19 protein-coding genes are annotated in these 18,390 nt (G+C 68.3%); 10 read left to right on the top strand and 9 right to left on the bottom strand.

Going from position 1 to position 18,390, the window contains the following annotated elements; genetic code table 11:
- Positions 1 to 16: 16 nt before the first annotated feature.
- The 3 genes from dxs to H1R19_RS10835 all read right to left on the bottom strand — a co-directional run bounded on the left by dxs (position 17) and on the right by H1R19_RS10835 (position 5,719).
- Positions 17 to 1,975 (bottom strand): 1-deoxy-D-xylulose-5-phosphate synthase, encoded by a 1,959-nt coding sequence (dxs, locus tag H1R19_RS10845; RefSeq protein ID WP_219851393.1) that lies wholly within the window; start codon positions 1,973 to 1,975, stop codon positions 17 to 19.
- Positions 1,976 to 2,286: 311 nt separating this feature from the next.
- On the bottom strand, positions 2,287 to 3,633 hold the full coding sequence (locus H1R19_RS10840) for a class I SAM-dependent RNA methyltransferase (RefSeq protein ID WP_219851391.1): 1,347 nt from the start codon (positions 3,631 to 3,633) through the stop codon (positions 2,287 to 2,289).
- 70 nt (positions 3,634 to 3,703) lie between these two features.
- The gene (locus H1R19_RS10835; protein ID WP_188329152.1) at positions 3,704 to 5,719 is read right to left on the bottom strand and encodes an APC family permease; all 2,016 of its coding nucleotides are present in this window, start codon (positions 5,717 to 5,719) and stop codon (positions 3,704 to 3,706) included.
- Between the two features lie 78 nt (positions 5,720 to 5,797).
- Between H1R19_RS10835 and H1R19_RS10830 the strand changes: the two genes are divergently transcribed.
- Positions 5,798 to 6,463: a potassium channel family protein gene (locus H1R19_RS10830; RefSeq protein WP_188329151.1), complete on the top strand. Its 666-nt coding sequence runs from the start codon at positions 5,798 to 5,800 to the stop codon at positions 6,461 to 6,463.
- Positions 6,464 to 6,487: 24 nt separating this feature from the next.
- Positions 6,488 to 7,150, top strand: coding sequence for a potassium channel family protein (locus tag H1R19_RS10825; protein ID WP_188329150.1), 663 nt, complete (start codon positions 6,488 to 6,490; stop codon positions 7,148 to 7,150).
- 56 nt (positions 7,151 to 7,206) lie between these two features.
- Here the strand turns inward: H1R19_RS10825 and H1R19_RS10820 are convergent, their stop codons facing one another.
- Both H1R19_RS10820 and H1R19_RS10815 read right to left on the bottom strand, forming a co-directional pair.
- A complete protein-coding gene (locus H1R19_RS10820) occupies positions 7,207 to 7,902 on the bottom strand; it encodes a DUF3159 domain-containing protein (protein ID WP_188329149.1) in 696 nt (231 codons plus the stop codon).
- A gap of 10 nt (positions 7,903 to 7,912) precedes the next feature.
- The gene (locus H1R19_RS10815; protein ID WP_188329148.1) at positions 7,913 to 8,293 is read right to left on the bottom strand and encodes an OB-fold nucleic acid binding domain-containing protein; all 381 of its coding nucleotides are present in this window, start codon (positions 8,291 to 8,293) and stop codon (positions 7,913 to 7,915) included.
- 175 nt (positions 8,294 to 8,468) lie between these two features.
- On the opposite strand from H1R19_RS10815, the gene H1R19_RS10810 reads away from it, so the two are divergent.
- A complete protein-coding gene (locus tag H1R19_RS10810) occupies positions 8,469 to 9,203 on the top strand; it encodes an alpha/beta hydrolase (protein WP_219851389.1) in 735 nt (244 codons plus the stop codon).
- A 46-nt stretch (positions 9,204 to 9,249) separates the two neighbouring features.
- Here H1R19_RS10810 and H1R19_RS10805 read toward each other — a convergent pair whose 3' ends face one another.
- Together H1R19_RS10805 and dut are read right to left on the bottom strand one after the other, a co-directional pair.
- Positions 9,250 to 10,164 carry a DUF3710 domain-containing protein gene (locus H1R19_RS10805; protein WP_219851387.1) on the bottom strand — a complete coding sequence of 305 codons (915 nt, stop codon included), beginning with the start codon at positions 10,162 to 10,164 and terminating at the stop codon, positions 9,250 to 9,252.
- Between the two features lie 156 nt (positions 10,165 to 10,320).
- A complete protein-coding gene (gene dut, locus H1R19_RS10800; RefSeq protein WP_219851385.1) occupies positions 10,321 to 10,794 on the bottom strand; it encodes a dUTP diphosphatase in 474 nt (157 codons plus the stop codon).
- Positions 10,795 to 10,816: 22 nt separating this feature from the next.
- Here dut and H1R19_RS10795 point away from each other — a divergent pair, with 22 nt between their 5' ends.
- On the top strand, positions 10,817 to 11,371 hold the full coding sequence (locus H1R19_RS10795; protein ID WP_188329144.1) for a DUF3093 domain-containing protein: 555 nt from the start codon (positions 10,817 to 10,819) through the stop codon (positions 11,369 to 11,371).
- Positions 11,372 to 11,495: 124 nt separating this feature from the next.
- On the opposite strand, the gene H1R19_RS10790 is transcribed toward H1R19_RS10795, so the two are convergent.
- Positions 11,496 to 11,795, bottom strand: a complete 300-nt coding sequence (locus H1R19_RS10790; RefSeq protein ID WP_188329143.1) for a DUF4193 domain-containing protein — start codon at positions 11,793 to 11,795, stop codon at positions 11,496 to 11,498.
- A gap of 460 nt (positions 11,796 to 12,255) precedes the next feature.
- Between H1R19_RS10790 and cei the strand changes: the two genes are divergently transcribed.
- Entirely contained in the window at positions 12,256 to 12,948 is a 693-nt protein-coding gene (cei, locus tag H1R19_RS10785) for an envelope integrity protein Cei (protein WP_188329142.1), read from the top strand.
- Positions 12,949 to 12,978: 30 nt separating this feature from the next.
- Here cei and H1R19_RS10780 read toward each other — a convergent pair whose 3' ends face one another.
- Positions 12,979 to 13,881 carry an inositol monophosphatase family protein gene (locus H1R19_RS10780; RefSeq protein ID WP_188329141.1) on the bottom strand — a complete coding sequence of 301 codons (903 nt, stop codon included), beginning with the start codon at positions 13,879 to 13,881 and terminating at the stop codon, positions 12,979 to 12,981.
- A 182-nt stretch (positions 13,882 to 14,063) separates the two neighbouring features.
- Between H1R19_RS10780 and ppgK the strand changes: the two genes are divergently transcribed.
- From ppgK to H1R19_RS10760, 5 genes are all read left to right on the top strand, one after another.
- Entirely contained in the window at positions 14,064 to 14,852 is a 789-nt protein-coding gene (gene ppgK, locus H1R19_RS10775) for a polyphosphate--glucose phosphotransferase (RefSeq protein ID WP_188329140.1), read from the top strand.
- 174 nt (positions 14,853 to 15,026) lie between these two features.
- Positions 15,027 to 16,448 (top strand): RNA polymerase sigma factor, encoded by a 1,422-nt coding sequence (locus tag H1R19_RS10770; protein WP_188329139.1) that lies wholly within the window; start codon positions 15,027 to 15,029, stop codon positions 16,446 to 16,448.
- Between the two features lie 222 nt (positions 16,449 to 16,670).
- Entirely contained in the window at positions 16,671 to 16,772 is a 102-nt protein-coding gene (locus tag H1R19_RS23410; RefSeq protein WP_317451357.1) for a putative leader peptide, read from the top strand.
- 112 nt (positions 16,773 to 16,884) lie between these two features.
- Positions 16,885 to 17,922 carry a sulfite exporter TauE/SafE family protein gene (locus H1R19_RS10765; protein WP_219851383.1) on the top strand — a complete coding sequence of 346 codons (1,038 nt, stop codon included), beginning with the start codon at positions 16,885 to 16,887 and terminating at the stop codon, positions 17,920 to 17,922.
- 243 nt (positions 17,923 to 18,165) lie between these two features.
- Positions 18,166 to 18,372, top strand: a complete 207-nt coding sequence (locus tag H1R19_RS10760; RefSeq protein WP_188329137.1) for a DUF7455 domain-containing protein — start codon at positions 18,166 to 18,168, stop codon at positions 18,370 to 18,372.
- Positions 18,373 to 18,390 lie beyond the last annotated feature (18 nt).

Here is an 18,390-nt window from a genome sequence, read left to right as displayed (position 1 = left end):
TCACCGCTGAGCCCACTCAGTCCTCGGCGCGACTCCGGGCAGGATCGGCGCCGTTCTCGATCGGACGATCCAGTCCGGGGCCGGCCTGCATGCCCGACACCGTGGCGGTGATCGACCGCGCGAGATCCTGTGCGGTCAAACCGAGTTCGCCGAGGATCTCGCCGCGCGAGGCGTGCGCGACGAACGACTGCGGGATGCCCTTGATCTGCACCGGAACCATCACCTCGGCCGACGAGAGTGCCACGGCGACAGCCGCACCCACGCCGCCGCTGATGCAACCGTCCTCGAGGGTCACGACCAGCCGGTGACGACGTGCGACCTCCACGACCGAGGTCGGCACCGGGAGCACCCAGCGCGGGTCGATGACGGTGGCGTCGATCCCCTGGCGCGCAAGCCGTTCGGCGGTGTCGACGGCCAGTGCGCAGAACGCGCCGACCGCCACGATGAGCACATCCCCACTCGCCGGTCCGAGGCCGCGACCTGCACGATGCAGCACGTCGACGCCGTCGTCGAGCCGCTCGATCGCCCGGATGTCCTCGGGGACAGCGCCCTTGGAGAACCGCAGGGCGGTGGGACCGTCGTCGACGCCGAGCGCCTCGTCGAACTCCTCGCGGAGCCGGACCGCATCGCGAGGTGCGGCGACGCGCAGGCCGGGAACCATCGCCATCAGCGACAGATCCCACATGCCGTGGTGACTGGGTCCGTCGGGTCCGGTGATGCCCGATCGGTCGAGCACGAGTGTGACCGACTGCCGCAACAGCGAGACATCCATCAGGAGCTGGTCGAAGGCGCGGTTGAGGAAGGTCGAGTACAGCGCGACCACCGGGTGCAAGCCGCCCAGCGCGAGACCCGCGGCCGAGGTCATCGCATGCTGTTCGGCGATCCCGACGTCGAACATCCGGTCCGGATACCGTTCGCCGAACGGGGCGACGCCCGTCGGTCCCGGCATGGCCGCGGTGATCGCGACGACGTCGGGCCGGTTGGCTCCGGCGTCGAGCAGGGCGCTGGAGAACACCGACGTCCAGTCCTGCGGCGACACACTGGTCGGGCGGCCGGTGACGGGGTCGATGATGCCGGTGGCATGCATCTGGTCGGCGACGTGGTTTTCCGCGTGGGCGTAACCCATGCCCTTGCGCGTCACGGTGTGCACGATCACCGGACCGCCGAAGTCGCGGGCCTGACGCAACGCCGACTCGACGGCGTCGATGTCGTGGCCGTCGACCGGGCCGACGTACTTGAGTCCGAGGTCGGTGAACATCGCCTGCGGTGCCAGCAGATCCTTCAGCCCGCTCTTCACGCCGTGCAGCACCGCATAGGTGGGTTCGCCGACGACGGGTACCTGCCTGACGACGCGGCGCCCCTCGCCGAGGAACTTCTCGTAGGCCGGCTGCAGACGCAGCCCCGACAGATGGCTCGCGAGGCCGCCGATGGTGGGTGCATAGGAGCGACCGTTGTCGTTGACGACGATCACCACCGGACGCTCGCAGGCGGCGATGTTGTTGATCGCCTCCCAGCACATACCGCCGGTGAGGGCCCCGTCGCCGACCACCGCGACGACGGTGCGGTCCGGCTGGCCGGTCAGCTCGAACGACTTCGCGAGTCCGTCGGCGTAGGACAGGGCCGCCGAGGCGTGCGAGGACTCCACCCAGTCGTGTTCGGATTCGGCGCGTTCCTGATAGCCGGTGAGGCCGCCGCGCTGACGAAGCCGACCGAAGCCGTCCTTGCGGCCGGTGACGATCTTGTGGACGTAGCACTGGTGCCCGGTGTCGAAGATGATCGGGTCGTGTGGTGAGTCGAAGACGCGATGGAGACCGAGGGTCAGTTCCACGACCCCCAGGTTCGGACCGAGGTGGCCACCCGTGGCGGCGACCTTTTCGATCAGGAACGCTCGGATCTCGGCCGCGAGAGCTTCCATCTCCATGTCCGACAGTGGCCGAAGATCGGCCGGCGAGCTGATCCGGTCGAGCACACCCATCGTTTTCCTCCATCACCGAAGCCGTCGTCCCGGAACAGGTCCGGCACATCTCTGGCGTCGGATTCGTCCGGCGCATCTGTTGCGTCCGGACACAGTCCGGTTTGTCTGGCGTCCGGACTGTGTCCGGCTCTGTTCTGGCGTCCGGACTGTGTCCGGCTCTGTTCTGGCGTCCGGACTGTGTCCGGCTCTGTTCTGGCGTCCGGACTGTGTCCGGACTTTGTTCTGGTCAGTCTACGGAAGCATTCGTCGCGGACCGGACCTGCGGATGGTCCGGCACGGCCCGCCACCGGGCCGGGTCGTCGGCGTATGCCCTACCCGGGCGTCCCGGGGACCAGACAGGCGATGGCCTCCACGTGATGTGTCAGCGGAAACGCGTCGAAGGCGCGGATCTGCACCACCTGATAGCCGCTCTCGGCAAAGAGTCCGAGATCACGTGCGAAACGTGCGGCATCACAGCCGATGTGCACCACAACGGCCGGTTGAGCCGCCGCGACGGCGCCGATGACCCGGGCGCCCGCACCGGTCCGCGGCGGATCCAGGACGACGATGTCGGGCCCGGCGACACCGGGGCCGGTCAGGTCGGCGAGCCGGTCCGCCACTTCGCCCCGATGGGTGCGCACTCGCTCACCGTCGGCCTCGAAGGTGCGTGCCGCCGCGTCGAGCGCCGCGGCGTCGGAGTCGACGATGTGCACCGTGTCCAGGCCTCCGGGGAGACCGTCGAGCAGGGCGGCGGCGAACACTCCGGCACCCCCGTACAGGTCCCACGCGACCCGCGGCGACCCTCCGGGGCCGGACGCGGGGAGATGGGTCCGGGCGAACTCGACGACAGTGTCGCCGTAGGTCTGCGGTGCGGCGCGGTGGGCCTGCCAGAATCCTGTGACGGGGATCTCCCACGTGCGTGCACCGACGCGGTGGATCGCGGTCGCCTCGCCGTCGACGACGACCTGCACGCGCGGTCGTGCGCGGCGCCCCCTGTTCTCCTGGGCCCGACGGCGCGCGTTGCCCCGGGCGGACTTCTCCACCGGCGCGAGTTCGGTGATGGAACGCACACCCCGGGAGTCGAGGACCACGGCCAGCTCCGACCTGGGCGTGAACCTACGTTCGGCGACACCGTCGAGCATCCCGGACACGGGCTGGACACACTCCTCGTCGATCACCCGCGCGCCACGGAACGCGAGCTGTCCCGCGCGCCCGTCGTCGTCCACGGCCAGGCGGGTGCGGATGCGCCAGCCGGTGTCGGCGCCGGCCAGCCGGTCCACCCCGCGGGTGGCGAGGTCGGTCGTGGCGATCCGATCAGCCGGGAGGTGCCCCACCCGCTGTAGGACGTCGAGCAGTACGGACTGTTTGAGGACGCGCGCGTACGCCGGGTCGATGTAGCCGAGGTCGCAGCATCCCGCGCCGCGCGCGGCGGCCGGGCACGGCGTCGACGTCCGGTGCGGTGAGGCGTCGAGGATCTCCACGGCCTCGGCCCGCCAGTACGCGTCGTGCCGGTCGTCGGTGATCTCGGCCACGACCCGCTCCCCGGGGATGGCCCCGCGGACGAAGAGCACCCGGCCGTCGGCGCGGCCGACCGCCTCACCCCCGTTGGCGGGTCGATCGACGGTGACCTCGACACGTCGGACATCCGTCGTGTTCGTCCCCGGCGTTCTCTTTGTCACAGCACCTTCTTCGTCTCTGGGTCGCATGTCTCTGGGTCGCAGGTTCGCTGTGTCCCGGACCCATTCTCCGTCACTGGCGGCTGTCCGGTTCGCCGAGGGCGCGGCGGGTCTCGCCGGGAGCCCGGTAGGCCCGGTCCTCCTTGCGACGGTCCGACGACGTGAGCTGCCACGGCACCGAGGTCACCATCACGCCGGGTTCGAACAACAGTCGTCCCTTGAGGCGCAGGGCGGACTGGTTGTGCAGGATCTGCTCCCACCAGTGGCCGACGACGTATTCCGGGATGAACACGGTGACGACGTCGCGCGGGGACTCACGGCGCACCCGCCGCACGTAATCGATGACCGGGCGGGTGATCTCGCGATAGGGCGAGGCGATCACCTTCAGCGGGACGGTGATGTCGCTGGCCTCCCACTCGGACACGAGTTTTCGGGTGTCCCGGTCGTCGACGTTGACCGTGATCGCCTCCAGGACGTCCGGGCGCGTCGCGCGGGCGTAGCGCAGCGCGCGTTTGGACGCCATGTGCAGGCTGGACACGAGAACGATGGAGTGGGTGCGGCTCGGCAGGACCGCCTCGTCGTCGTCCTCCGCCCGATCCAGTTCACGCTGCACCGAGGCGTAGTGGTGATGGATCAGTTTCATCATCACGAACAGGGCGACCATCGCGAGCACCGCGATCCAGGCGCCCGCGGTGAACTTCGTGATGAGCACCACCACCAGCACCGTCGCGGTCATCACCAGACCGACGGAGTTCACGACGCGCGACTGCATCATCCTGCGCCGGGCGCTCGGGTCGGTCTCGGTGCGCAGCAGACGGGTCCAGTGCCGCACCATGCCGGTCTGGCTGAGCGTGAACGACACGAAGACCCCGACGATGTAGAGCTGGATCAGCGCGGTCACCTGCGCACCGAACGCCACCACGAAGATGATCGCGGCGAGCGCGAGGAACAGGATGCCGTTGCTGAACGCCAGCCGGTCACCCCGGGTGTGCAGCTGGCGGGGCAGGTACCTGTCCTGCGCGAGGACCGAACCGAGGACCGGGAAACCGTTGAAGGCGGTGTTCGCGGCCAGCAACAGGATCAGCGCCGTGACGACCGCGACGAAGAAGAAGCCCACCGGGAACGAGTCGAACACCGCATGGGCGAGCTGGGCGATCATCGCCTTCTGCTGATAGCCCTCGGGCGCGCCGATGAGATCCTGTTCGGGGTTCATCACGTACTTCGCGCCGATCTTCTCGGCGAGCATCACGATGCCCAGCAGCAGCGTGATCGAGAAGGTGCCGAGGAGAAGCAGGGTTGTCGCGGCATTGCGCGACTTGGGTTTCCGGAAGGCGGGCACCCCGTTGCTGATGGCCTCCACACCGGTCAGCGCGGCACACCCCGACGAGAACGATCGCGCCACCAGGAACACCAGAGCCAGTCCGGTGAGGTTGTCCTGCTCGGCCCTGATCCCGAAATCGGCCGTCTCCGAACGGATGTCGTCCCCGAGCAGATAGATCTCGGTGAACCCCCAGATCAGCATGCCCAGCACGCCGATGATGAATGCGTAGGTGGGGATCGCGAGAACCGAGCCGGACTCCTTGATCCCGCGCATGTTGACCGCGGCGAGCAGCACGATGGCGCCGACGCAGAACCACACCTTGTGTTCGTTGACGAACGGGACCGCCGAACCGATGTTCTCCGCTGCCGAGGTCACCGACACCGCCACCGTGAGGACGTAGTCGACGAGCAGCGCACTGCCGACGGTGAGACCGGCGTTCGGACCGAGGTTGACCGTGGCGACCTCGTAGTCGCCGCCACCGGAGGGATAGGCGTGCACATTCTGCCGGTAGCTCGCCACCACCACGGCGAGGACCACCGCCACGGCGAGTGCCACCCATGGTGTGAACGCGAGCGCACTGATGCCGGCGACCGACAGCACCAGGAAGATCTCCTGTGGCGCATAGGCCACCGAGCTCATGGCGTCGGAGGCGAAGACCGGCAGCGCGATGCGCTTGGGCAACAGGGTGTGACCCAGCGTGTCGCTGCGAAATGGCCTGCCCAGCAGGAGGCGTTTCGTCGCAACGGACACCTTGGAGACGGTGGACACCAGGCAACCCTAGAGCGTTCGCGGCGAGGCGGGTAGGTTCGACTCGCGGCAGACGGGCCGACGCAGGAGAGGATTGTCGTGCAGGTAGTCATCATGGGTTGCGGGCGTGTCGGATCGTCGCTCGCGATGGCGATGCAGAAGCGCGGACACGACGTCGCGATCATCGACCGTGACCCCACCGCATTCGTGCGGCTCAGCCCCGATTTCGCCGGCCGCACGATCACCGGCGTCGGGTTCGACCGGGACATCCTCGTCAAGGCAGGCATCGAGCATGCCGACGCCTTCGCCGCGGTGTCCTCCGGTGACAACTCCAACATCATCTCGGCGCGGGTCGCGCGCGAGACCTTCGACGTCGAGCGGGTCGTCGCCCGCATCTACGACGCCAAACGCGCCGAGGTCTACGAACGGCTCGGTATCCCCACCGTGGCCACGGTGCCCTGGACGACCGAACGATTCGTCTCGGCACTCGGCGAGACCACGACGATGGAATGGCGCGACCCGTCGGGATCGCTGGCCATCGCCCAGATCGACGTCGACGACTCCTGGATCGGGATCTCGGTCGCGAGGTTCCAGGAACAGACCGGCGCCCGCGTCGCATTCCTCTACCGCGTCGGACGCCCCATCCTCCCCGAGGCCAAAACCGTTCTGCAACAGGACGACGTGGTGTACGGGGCGGTGCTGCTGGACAATCTGGCCAACGCCCGTGGCGTCGCCGCGAACACGTTCACCCAGTCCGATTCGTAGAACTACAGGCCCAAGGAGTCCCCAGTGAAGGTCGCCATCGCCGGAGCCGGCGCGGTCGGACGTTCCATCGCCCGCGAGCTGCTGGTGAACTCGCATGAGGTCACCCTGTTCGAACGCGACGAGAGGCACATCGACGCCGACGCAGTCGTCGGTGCGGGCTGGGTCCTCGCCGACGCCTGCGAACTCGCCAATCTCGAAGACGCACAACTGCAGACCTACGACGTGATGATCGCCGCGACCGGCGACGACAAGGCCAATCTGGTGGTGAGCCTGCTCGCCAAGACCGAGTTCGCGGTCAACCGCGTCGTCGCGCGCGTGAACGACCCGCGCAACGAGTGGCTCTTCGACGAGGACTGGGGCGTCGACGTCGCGGTGTCCACACCGCGTCTCCTCGCCTCACTCGTGGAGGAGGCGGTCTCGGTGGGTGACCTCGTCCGCCTCATGACATTCCGTCAGGGCCAGGCCAACCTCGTCGAGCTCACCCTGCCGTCGAACACTCCCCTGGCGGGCAAACCGGTACGCAAACTGGAACTGCCCCGCAACGCCGCGCTCGTCACCATCCTGCGCGGCGGACGCGTCATCGTCCCCGAACGCGACGATGCTATCGAAGGCGGCGACGAACTGATCTTCATCGCCCCCGCCGAGGTCGAACCCGCACTCTACGAGGCGATGCAACTCAAGCGCTGAGGCAACTCAAGCGCTGAGGCAGCTCGAGCTCTGAGGCAGCCAGGGCTCTGAGGCGCTCAGGCGCCGAGTTCGTCGGCCGCGGCCGCGCTCCGCTCCTGCGCACTGGCACGACGGACGAGCAGGATCGTGCCCAGCACCGCCAGCGCGGTCAGCGGCCAGCCCATCGCGATCCGGGTGAACGCCAGCCATCCCGTCGCCCCGGCGTCGTAGAGCTCGGACTGTGTCAGGTAGCGCGCCCCGAACACCAGGGCCCACAGCGCGGTGGCGATGTCGTAGGCGCGCAACGTCAGCCGATTCCGACGCCACGAGGAGTCCTCACCGTTCACCAGGTGCCAGGCGACGCCGACGAGGGGCCGGCGCACCAGAATGGACGCGGCGAAGACGATCGCGTACGCGAGGGTCGTCCAGATCCCGAAGAGGAAGTACCCCTTGGCATCTCCGACCTCGTGGGCGATGAACACACAGATCGCGACGCCGAGCAGGCCGGAGACCGCGGGGGTCACCGGTTCACGACGGACCACCCGGACGACGAAGAGCAGCGCCGCCACGCCCAGCGCCGCGTAGATCGCGGTGCGGAGGCCGAACAGGGAGTTGACCGGGACGAAGACGACCACCGGGATCGTCGAGTAGATCAGACCCGAGACGCCACCGATCTGTTCGAGGACTGTCGGCGCCCGATCGACCACGGGCTCGCGCGCACCGACCGATTCGTCACCGCTGCGCTCGTCACCCTCGCGAACGTCGTCGGTCATTCGTCGTCGGTCATTCGTCGTCGTCGAGGCCGTGAAGTTCGTAGTACGGGTTGTAGATCACCTTGTGCCCGTCCTGCTCGGCGAGGCGGCCCCGCACGGTGACCTTCCGGCCGGGTTCGATGCCGCTGATGCGGTTGCGGCCCAGCCACTTGAGGATGACGACGTCGGAACCGTCGAAGAACTCGGCCTTGACGCCGGGCTTGGCGGCCCGCGAACACATCTCCACGGCACGTAGTTCACCGTGCATGGTGACCTCCTCGCCGCGGGTGCAGTCCGAGGCGCGCTGGGCGCCGGTCGCCTTCGATTCCTCGGCGATCTTCTCGGCGTCGGCATCCCCGAGATCCTCGGTCAGCCGACGGGTCAGTCGCTTGAGATAGCCGGCTGTGGGCATCTCGACCTCCCAATGGATTTCGGCCTGCACCGTGGCTTCGCGGGCGGTCTCTGCGAGTCACCGAACAAATGATCGGTGACGTGTCCGCCAGCGTAGCCCCGGCATCGACCGGTGACAACGTGGACGACCACGGCGCTCGCCGCGGCCTCGGCACACACTAGGGGATGATCTTCTGATGCCCCGCATCGACCGCCCCGCCCCGCCACCGACCGCCCTCGTGGCGATCCCGGGGACCGGGTCCGACGCCGACCACGTCACCCGCGCCTTCGGTGCGGCGGCGACGTCGCTCGGCGTCGATCTGATCGCTCTGGATCCCGCGTCACCGCTGGTCGAACGCCATGTGGAGAGCCTCGAGCAGGCCGCGGCCGGTCATCGCTCGATCCTGGTCGGCGGTGTGTCGATCGGCGCGGCCATCGCCCTCGAGTGGGCATTGTGCCGCGGCGGAACCGGATGCGCAGGGGTGTTCGCGGCGCTCCCGGCATGGAGCGGCGACGCCGCCACCGCGGTGGCGGCCGGCAGCGCACGTGCGACCGCCGAGGCACTGGATCGCGACGGACTCGAGGCGACCGTCGCCGCCATGGCTGCGAGCAGTCCGGACTGGCTGGCCGAAGAACTGGCCCGGTCGTGGCGGCGTCTGCATCCCGACCTCGTCGATCAACTGCGCGACGCCGCTCGCCACCGCTCGCCCACCCCATCCGAGATCGCCGGCCTCGCCGTACCACTGGCGATCGTCGCGGCCATCGACGACCCGATCCATCCGATCGACGTGGCCCGCGAGTGGCACGCGGCCGCACCGCGTTCCACCCTGATCGAACTCACCCTCGATGAGTGGGGCCGCGACCCGGCACTACTCGGCAACAGTTGTGCCGCCGGTTACGCCGGGCTCGTCGCGGAGCACACCCCGCGCTGAGGCAAAGGCACGATCGGCGGCGACGGTGCTATCGGCGGCGACGGTGCTATCGGCGGCGGAGGAACCTCTGCATCGCCGAACCCGACGACGGCGGCTGCCGGTCCTCGGGGTTTGACGGGTCTGGGCTTGACGGGTCTGGGCTTGACGGGTCTGGGCTTGACGGAGCCTGATCGGACTGTCCCTGGTCCGCGTGTTCTGGAGCCGTGGTGCCGGTCTCGGACTCGTCGGTGTACGCGTTCTCCCCGTACACCGTGGCGTGGGCGACCTGATCCAACGCACCCCCGGCAACCGGTCCGGGGGCCTCATCGGTGCCCGGCTCATCACCGGCAGCGGGCGCGTCCGGTGTCGCAGTCGCCTGCTCGGCGGGGTCGGCGAAGATCTGCTGCTGCGCGGCGGCTACCTGCTCGGCGAGCACCGGCGGCAGCACGATGGGCAACGGATCCCGCGGCGGGAACGGCTCGGAACCGCGCCGCACGACCGTCTCGGCGAGCACGGCACGGCTGAGGCGGGCCAGATCCTCTGCATGCTCCGACGGACCGCTCCCCACGCAACGAACCAGCCAGCGCGGACCGTCGACGCCGATGAAGCGATGCGTGGCGCCCTCGACCTCGGCGACGACCTCACGGCCCCAGTGCCCGTCCTCGACGCTGGTGACGGCACCGTCGTCGCGGAGCGAGCCGGCGAGTTCGCGAACGACCTCACGCCACATCCCCGGCGACTTGGGTGCCGCGAAGGCACTGACGGAGATCCGGCCGATCGGGGTCACCAGGTACACGTTCTGCGGTTGGTGCGCCTCGGACATCTCGACGGTGACCTGGCCACCCTCGACCACCGGGACCAGTACCGAGCCGAGATCGAGGTGTGAGTTCTCGAGCTCATGCGCCTCGGTGGCGAGCGCATCGATGTCATAGGGGCCCAACGCCGTACCGACCCGCAACTCGTCCGACTCGTCCTGTGCCATCGCATGCTCCTCGCCTGCCGCTCCGGGACTGCCCGCGGCACTTCAGTGACTGCCCGCGGAGCCCACCGGTCAAACGACCGGCGAGTCACCGCTACGCCGACGGACCCGTGCCGCCGACCACATCTTGAACAGTAATCGACCGGGGACGGACCCCACTCAACCCAGGATCGCGTGGCCGCCGCTCGAACCGTGGCCGCCGTCACCACGGCTGGTCGAATCGTCGAACACCTCGACCTCGACGAAGTCGGGCAGCTCGACCCGCTGCACGACGAGCTGTGCGATCCGGTCGCCGCGAGAGATCGAGATCGATTGTTCGGGGTCGAGGTTGATCAGGCAGACCTTGATCTCCCCGCGGTAACCGGCGTCGACGGTGCCCGGCGCGTTGACGATCGACAGGCCTGCACGTGCGGCGAGTCCCGACCTCGGATGGATGAGCCCGACGGTGCCGAAGGGCAGCGCGATCGCGATCCCGGTGCCGACCAGCTGGCGGCGACCGGTCGGCAGTTCGAGGTCGATCGTCGAGCAGAGATCGACCCCCGCATCACCGGGATGAGCCCGCGTCGGCAGTGGCAGATCGGGGTCGAGGCGCCGGACCGCGATGGGCGGCAGAGGGGGAAGATCTGGGGTCACGCACGCAGACTACGCTGGTCACGTGACCGCACCTCAATCGCCTGACAACCCCGGCGGCACGTCGGACGGCCGTGACGCCGGAGTCGCCTCATCTACCGGCAACCTCTTCGACGAGCAGCTTTTCGTCCCATGGTGGTGGTGGCTTGCAGGCGCCGTGGTGACCGGCGTGGTCGGCTACGAGATCCAGCTGTCCGCGCGCAACAGTCCGTGGAGTATCGCCGGGTACATCGCCACCGGTGTCCTGTGCGCCCTGATGCTCTGGTCGATGGGCCGGACGCGAATCCGGGTGACCGCCGATCGCGAACTCCACGCCCATCGCGCGGTGCTGCCGCGTTCTGTGATGGCGCGCGGGGCCTCGGTCCCGGCCACCGCCAAGAGCGCGGCTCTGGGCCGCCAGCTCGATCCCGCCGCCTACCTCGTCCACCGCGCCTGGGTGAAGACCATGGTCCTCATCGTGCTCGACGATCCGGACGACCCGACGCCCTACTGGTTGGTGTCCACCCGGCGTCCCGCCGAACTCCTGGCCGCCCTCGACCTCACCGACGCCGCCGCCGACCGGCCGGAGAAGTCCGCCTGACCCGACCGCGTCCGGACATGACGAAGGGGCCGCGCCGTCATGGCGTCGGCCCCTTTTCGTCAGCGGTGCGTCGCTGTCTTCTCGTCGATCCGTCACCCGCGACCCGACCCGGCCGCGGCGTGCCTCACGCGCAGTCGACGCAGATCAGCGAGTTGCCGTTCTCCTCCGCCAGCCGACTACGGTGGTAGACGAGAAAGCAGCTGGTACAGGTGAATTCGTCGGCCTGCTTGGGGATGACCCGCACCGACAGTTCCTCACCCGACAGGTCCGCGCCGGGCAACTCGAAGGACTCCGCGGTGTCGGCCTCGTCGACGTCGACCGCCGAGGACTGCGCCTCGCTGCGTCGTGCCTTGAGCTCTTCGAGCGAGTCTTCGTTGAGATCCTCGGTCTCCGTGCGTCGTGGCGCGTCGTAATCAGTAGCCATTGTGTGCCTTACTTGTTGAGAGTGTGAGGGGCGCTCGCGGTCAGGGGCTTGTGGCCGTCAGCCGTTCGTATGCGCACGACTCCGCCGGGATCGTTTTACCGTTGGGGTCACTGCAACGTCGTATCGGGGTGGATTCGTACCCGGATATCGCGCGTATTGCATGATCTCGATCACGATTTGGTATCGGGCGCATCCCGGGTCTGGAAGCGCGGGCGCCCGAAGAATAGTCGACAGATGTCGGATCGTCAATACACGAACCCGAACTCGTCCGAATTGCGTCACGCCGCAGGTGTGGGTGCGTGTCGGACCGCCGTCCCGGCGCGACCGGCGAGGCGCGCGAACGCCCGCGACGGCACCCTCTAGAGTGATCCGAGACCGCGACGGGCCAGCGCTCACCATGAGCGAGTTCCCTTCCGACGGGTTGCACGCGGCGCAACGCCCAGTGAGGAGTCAGTTCACCGTGGTGTCGAAGATCACGACCGGCTACCCGACCGACGAGCAGGGCCGACCCTACCGCCGACGGCGCTACGCGCCGGCGATCATCGTGGTCGTCACCCTGATGATTCTCGGCGTGGTGGTGTGGGCCATGGCCCTCGGTGGCGACGACAGCGAGTCGGTGCCGACGGCGTGCAATCAACCGTCCCCGCCGACAGCGGTCGAGGCCGGTGCTGCGCCTCCTCCGCCGGCCCCGCGCCTCGACGTCGTCGACCGTGGCGAGATGCTCGACGTCGCCCCCGCGCCCCTCGCGACATTCGGCGTCCGGGTCCTCAATGCCTCCGACGAGCGCGGAGCGGCACGCTCGGTCTCCGAGGACCTCACCGCCCAGGGCTTCACGCCGGTGCCCGACACCCCCTTCGCCGACGACCCGCTCTACCCGAACCAGGACCTCGACTGCGTCGCCCAGATCCGCTTCGGGCCGGCAGGCCGTGCCGCGGCCGCCGCGACCTGGCTGGCGTTCCCCTGCGCTCAACTCGTCGAAGACGGCCGGCGGGGCACCGCGGTCGACGTGGCGCTGGGCGCGTATCACTCCGGCCACGAGCTGTCCCAGGACGCACAGGCCGCACTCGAGGCGCTGCGCTCGGCAGACCCGACGAACCCGAACACCGGGGTCGACCCGGTTCTGGTGAAGGCGGTCCACTCCGGGCCCTGCTGAGCCCTGCGGCTCATCGGACCGGCGGACCGATCAACCCAACGGGTCGCGCGCGCCCAATTCGTCGAGGAGCGAGAGGAATTCGTCGGCGATACCCGGAGCCACGGCGACGGTGACGTGACCTTCGTCGGCTCGTGAATCCGGCGGCGGCGTCTGGACGACGGCACCGGCCTCGGCGGCGATGAGTCCGCCGGCGGCCCAGTCCCAGGGACTCAGGCCGTGTTCGTAGTGGGCGTCCACAGCACCGGAGGCGACCATGCAGAGATCGAGCGCCGCCGCACCGATCCGGCGGACGTCGCGCACACGCGGCAGCAGTTCGGCGACGATCTTGCCCTGCGCGCGACGCCGTTCTGCGTCGTACCCGAAACCCGTTGCCACCAAGGCCAGTTCGGTACGATCCACCGGGTTGGCGCGCAGCGGCTGCCGCGTGCCGTCGCCGTCGGACACCCAGGCACCGCCACCGAGAGTGGCACCGTAGGTCACCTTGCGGGCGACATCGACCACCACACCCGCCACCGACCGCCCGTCGATCTGCGCCGCAATGGACACCGCGTAGGCGGGGACGCCGTACATGAAGTTCACGGTGCCGTCGATCGGGTCGACGACCCACCGCACGCCCGACGGAACCGTTCGGCTGCCACCGTCCTCCTCCCCCAGCACCTCGTCGCCGGGCCGGGCCCGGTGGAGGAGTTCGCGGATGAGGCGTTCGGTCTCGGTGTCGGCGACGGTGACCGGATCTGTTTCCGTGGACTTCGTCGAGACCGGATCGGCGACGCTCGAATCGTGCGCCCCGATTTCCGAGGACTGTCCGTGACCTGGTGTGGCCCCGAACAATTCGGGCCGGCGGCGTCGCACGTGAGCCGCCGCCTCCTGTGCCACGGCGTCAGCGACCGCGGCGAGTTCGTCCACCGGAATTGTCTGATCCACGCCTCCCATGTCAGCACACCGTGTGATGGGGCGGGCGCACCGGTGACCGATCTCTCGGCCGCGGGCGGCCACTGCGTCGGCCGCGGGGCATGATCGGCGGCGCGCGCATGTGCCGTGATGTCGCGCGGGCGGGCTCCGGCGTGGATAGCCTGGTCTGGGATTGCCGCCGACCCGAAAAGGGGAGCTCCACCATGACCGACAAGTCCGCCACCGACACGCCGACGACGCCGACCCAACTCGGCTTCGGGGTCGATGTGGGTGGCTCCGGGATCAAGGGCGGGATCGTCGATCTCGACACGGGAGAGTTGGTGGGTGAACGGTTCAAGGTCCTGACCCCTCAGCCGGCAACCCCCGACGCCGTCGCGCGTGGCGTCGCCGAGGTCGTCGCGCATTTCGACTGGGCGGGCCCGGTGGGCATCACGTTGCCCGGGGTGGTGACCGAGGGGGTCATGCGCACCGCCGCCAACATCGACAAGGCCTGGATCGGCACCGACGTCTACGAACTCTTCGGCAAGCAGCTCGACAATCGCGCGGTGTCGGTCCTCAACGACGCGGACGCCGCCGGTATGGCCGAGGACCGTTACGGCGCAGGCAAGGGCGTCGACGGTGTGGTGATGCTGTTGACGTTCGGGACGGGTATCGGGTCGGCGATCATGATCAACGGCAACCTGGTGCCCAACACCGAACTCGGCCACCTCCAGGTCGGCAAGAAGGAGGCCGAGCATCAGGCCTCGTCCCGTGTCCGCGACGAGAAGGGCTGGTCCTATGAGAAGTGGACCGAGAAGGTCTCCGAGGTCCTCAAGACCTATGAGGCCCTGTTCTGGCCGAAGCTGTTCATCGCCGGTGGTGGCATCAGTCGCAAGTCCGACAAGTGGATTCCCCTGCTGACCAACGCGACGCCCGTGGTGCCGGCCGCGCTGCTGAACACAGCGGGGATCGTCGGTGCGGCGATGGCGGTGTCGCAGGGCCTCAAAACCTAGCGCCATGCGACGGTGACCAGGGCTTTGCCACATCAGCCACGGCAATGTCGTTACAATGGTCGTCACCGGTCATCTGAACCGAGAAACCAAGACCTTGTCCACGGCGGCTCATGCTGCCGTGTCATGTCTCGCGAGACATGACAGACACATAGAAGACAGTTCGAAAGGTTGTACGTGGCAGCCATCACGACCCACCAGGGTGATGCCGAGGCCGACGAGTCGACGGAGTCGACCACCGCCGCGACCGACACCCCTGCCAAGCGGCCCGCCAAGAAGGTTGCGAAGAAGACCGCGGCCCGCAAGGCTCCCGCGAAGAAGGCAGCAGCGAAGAAGGCCACCAAGAAGGCAGCGCCGAAGAAGGCCGCCAAGAAGGCCGGTGCCGCTGCGGGTGACGATCCGGACGTCGGGGCCGACGATCCGGATTCGATCGACGACATCGACGTTCCCGTCACCGAACTCGAAGACGTCGAGATCGACGATGATCTCGAGGTCGACGAGGAGGAGTCCGACGAGGAGTCCGGGGATGCGGCGACCCCAGCGGTCGCGGGCAAGACCCCGGCGGCCGGCAAGGCCGCCGCGAAAGACGAAGCGGCCGCCGCCAAGTCCGGCGACTTCGTCTGGGACGAAGAGGAGTCCGAGGCCCTGCGCCAGGCGCGCAAGGATGCCGAGCTCACCGCCTCGGCCGACAGCGTCCGTGCCTACCTCAAGCAGATCGGCAAGGTCGCGCTGCTCAACGCGGAGGAGGAGGTCGAACTCGCCAAGCGGATCGAGGCCGGCCTGTTCGCGACCGAACGCCTGCGTCGGATCATGGATGCCGGCGAGAAGCTCACCACCGCGCAGAAACGCGATCTGAACTGGATCTCGCGCGACGGAAACCGCGCCAAGAACCACCTGCTCGAGGCCAACCTCCGTCTCGTGGTGTCGCTGGCCAAGCGCTACACGGGCCGCGGCATGGCGTTCCTGGACCTGATCCAGGAGGGAAACCTCGGCCTGATCCGCGCGGTCGAGAAGTTCGACTACACCAAGGGTTACAAGTTCTCGACGTACGCCACCTGGTGGATTCGTCAGGCGATCACCCGCGCGATGGCCGACCAGGCCCGCACCATCCGTATCCCGGTGCACATGGTCGAGGTCATCAACAAGCTCGGACGCATCCAGCGTGAGCTGCTCCAGGATCTCGGCCGCGAGCCGACACCGGAGGAGCTCGCCAAGGAGATGGACATCACCCCGGAGAAGGTGCTGGAGATCCAGCAGTACGCCCGGGAGCCCATCTCACTGGATCAGACCATCGGCGACGAGGGCGACAGCCAGCTCGGCGACTTCATCGAGGACTCCGAAGCAGTCGTCGCCGTCGACGCGGTGAGCTTCACGCTGCTGCAGGACCAGCTGCAGTCGGTTCTGGAGACGCTGTCCGAGCGCGAGGCCGGCGTCGTACGTCTGCGCTTCGGTCTCACCGACGGTCAGCCGCGCACGCTCGACGAGATCGGTCAGGTCTACGGCGTGACCCGTGAGCGTATCCGTCAGATCGAGTCGAAGACGATGTCCAAGCTGCGGCACCCGTCGCGTTCACAGGTTCTCCGGGACTACCTGGACTAGCAGGAACCCACCGTCCCACCACCATTCGCCCCCGCGCCCTCACCCGGCGACGGGGGCGAATGTGTTTGTCGGCACCGGGAGGCACTCCGCTCGATACGCCCGTCCGTCAGGCACGACGCGCCTTACGCATGACGCATCCATATTGTCAAGAGTTGTGCGCGCGACGATTTCGACACGGTCGGATAATCGGCTCCGAAGCAGCCCACTACATAGGATGACGCGGTGCCTTATGCAGCGATGTCTTCCGGGAACCGGCGTGGTGCCATGCTGGTGACCCGCCCGGCCATCGACCTGCTACGCGTGGCCTCGATGCTCTGTCTGTGACACGACAGAACCCGCCAGAGACCGACAGGTCCCACCCCTTCTGCGTGTGCACGTCGTGCCCGCATCAGCCACGTCGCGCACATGACCGCGCGTCAGCCCGGAGAGAACCACTATGAGAACGATTGTCCTGATCGGCCTTGTCGGCCTCGCTGCCCAGCTGGTCGACGGCAGTCTCGGCATGGCGTACGGCGTCACCACGACCACGCTCCTCCTCGCCATCGGCACCAACCCGGCCGCCGCCTCGGCCACCGTCCATCTCGCCGAGATCGGCACCACCCTCGTCTCGGGTGTCTCCCACTGGAAGTTCGGCAACGTGGACTGGCGCGTCGTGCGCCGCATCGCGATACCCGGCGCCATCGGCGCCTTCCTCGGCGCGACGGTGCTGTCGAGCCTCTCCACCGAGACCGCGGCGCCGGTGATGGCCGCCATCCTGCTGCTGCTCGGTCTCTACATCCTGGTGCGGTTCACCTTCCAGGGCATCCCCCGCCACAACCTGGGCAAGCCGCTGCGCAAGCGTTTCCTCAGCCCCCTGGGCTTCGTCGCCGGCTTCGTCGACGCCACCGGCGGCGGCGGCTGGGGTCCGGTGGGCACGCCCGCGATCCTGGCCAGCGGACGCCTCGAGCCCCGAAAGGTGATCGGCTCGATCGACACCAGCGAGTTCATCATCGCGGTCGCCGCCAGCCTCGGATTCCTGTTCAGCATCGGCTCGCAGGGCATCAACTTCGCCTGGGTCGGGGCCATCCTCGTCGGCGGCATCATCGCGGCACCGATCGCCGCCTGGCTCGTCCGGCACATCCCGCCGCGCCTCCTCGGCGCGTCGGTCGGCGGCCTGATCGTCCTGACCAACACCCGCAGCCTGCTGAAGAGCGACTTCATCGACGCCCCGGGAAGCGTGCGCAACGTCCTCTACATCGTCATCGCCATCGCATGGGCCGCCGCCTTCGCCTACTCTCTGCGCGAGTACCTGCGTGACCGCGAGAACGAGTCCTCGGATGCGGTCACCCACTTCCGCGAGGAGCAGGAAGGGGCCCTCGTCGGCGCCGGCGGCGAGTTCGCCGCCACCGATGCGACGGGCGACATCCCCACCGCAGATGCCGCCACCGAACCCGATGGAACCGACGGCACCCATTCGCCGGCCCGCACCAGCTGAACCGGCCGAGCCGAACCCATCCACCACGTGCGGCCCGGACTGTGAACCGGGTCGCACCGCGTTCGGCGCGACGTTGTGAGGTTGTTGCCCGAGGTAAACGGTGAGTGACGACACACCGGGTGCACCTGCCGGAACAATACGACGCCCCCGAACGTCTGACAGAGTAAGGCTGACGCATCGCCCGGATGTGTCGGCTCGAAGGGAAGGCGCCCGATACAGGCGCCGGACCGGGACGGAGGACCCATGACTGACATTGCCACCACAGCCCCGATCTACCCATCGCTCACCGCCGCCGATCGTTGCGATCGCTGCGGCGCAGCAGCCAAGGTACGTGCCGTCCTGCCCAAGGGCGGCGAACTTCTCTTCTGCCGTCATCACTTCAACGCACACGAGACTCGTCTGGTGGAGCTCAGCGCCACCGTCGTCGAGTCCGCGGGTGAACTGGTCTGAGGGCGTAATGGTCTGACG

Source organism: Gordonia jinghuaiqii (genome assembly GCF_014041935.1).
Lineage (GTDB): Bacteria > Actinomycetota > Actinomycetes > Mycobacteriales > Mycobacteriaceae > Gordonia > Gordonia jinghuaiqii.
This window is presented reverse-complemented; position numbering and strand designations above follow the sequence as displayed.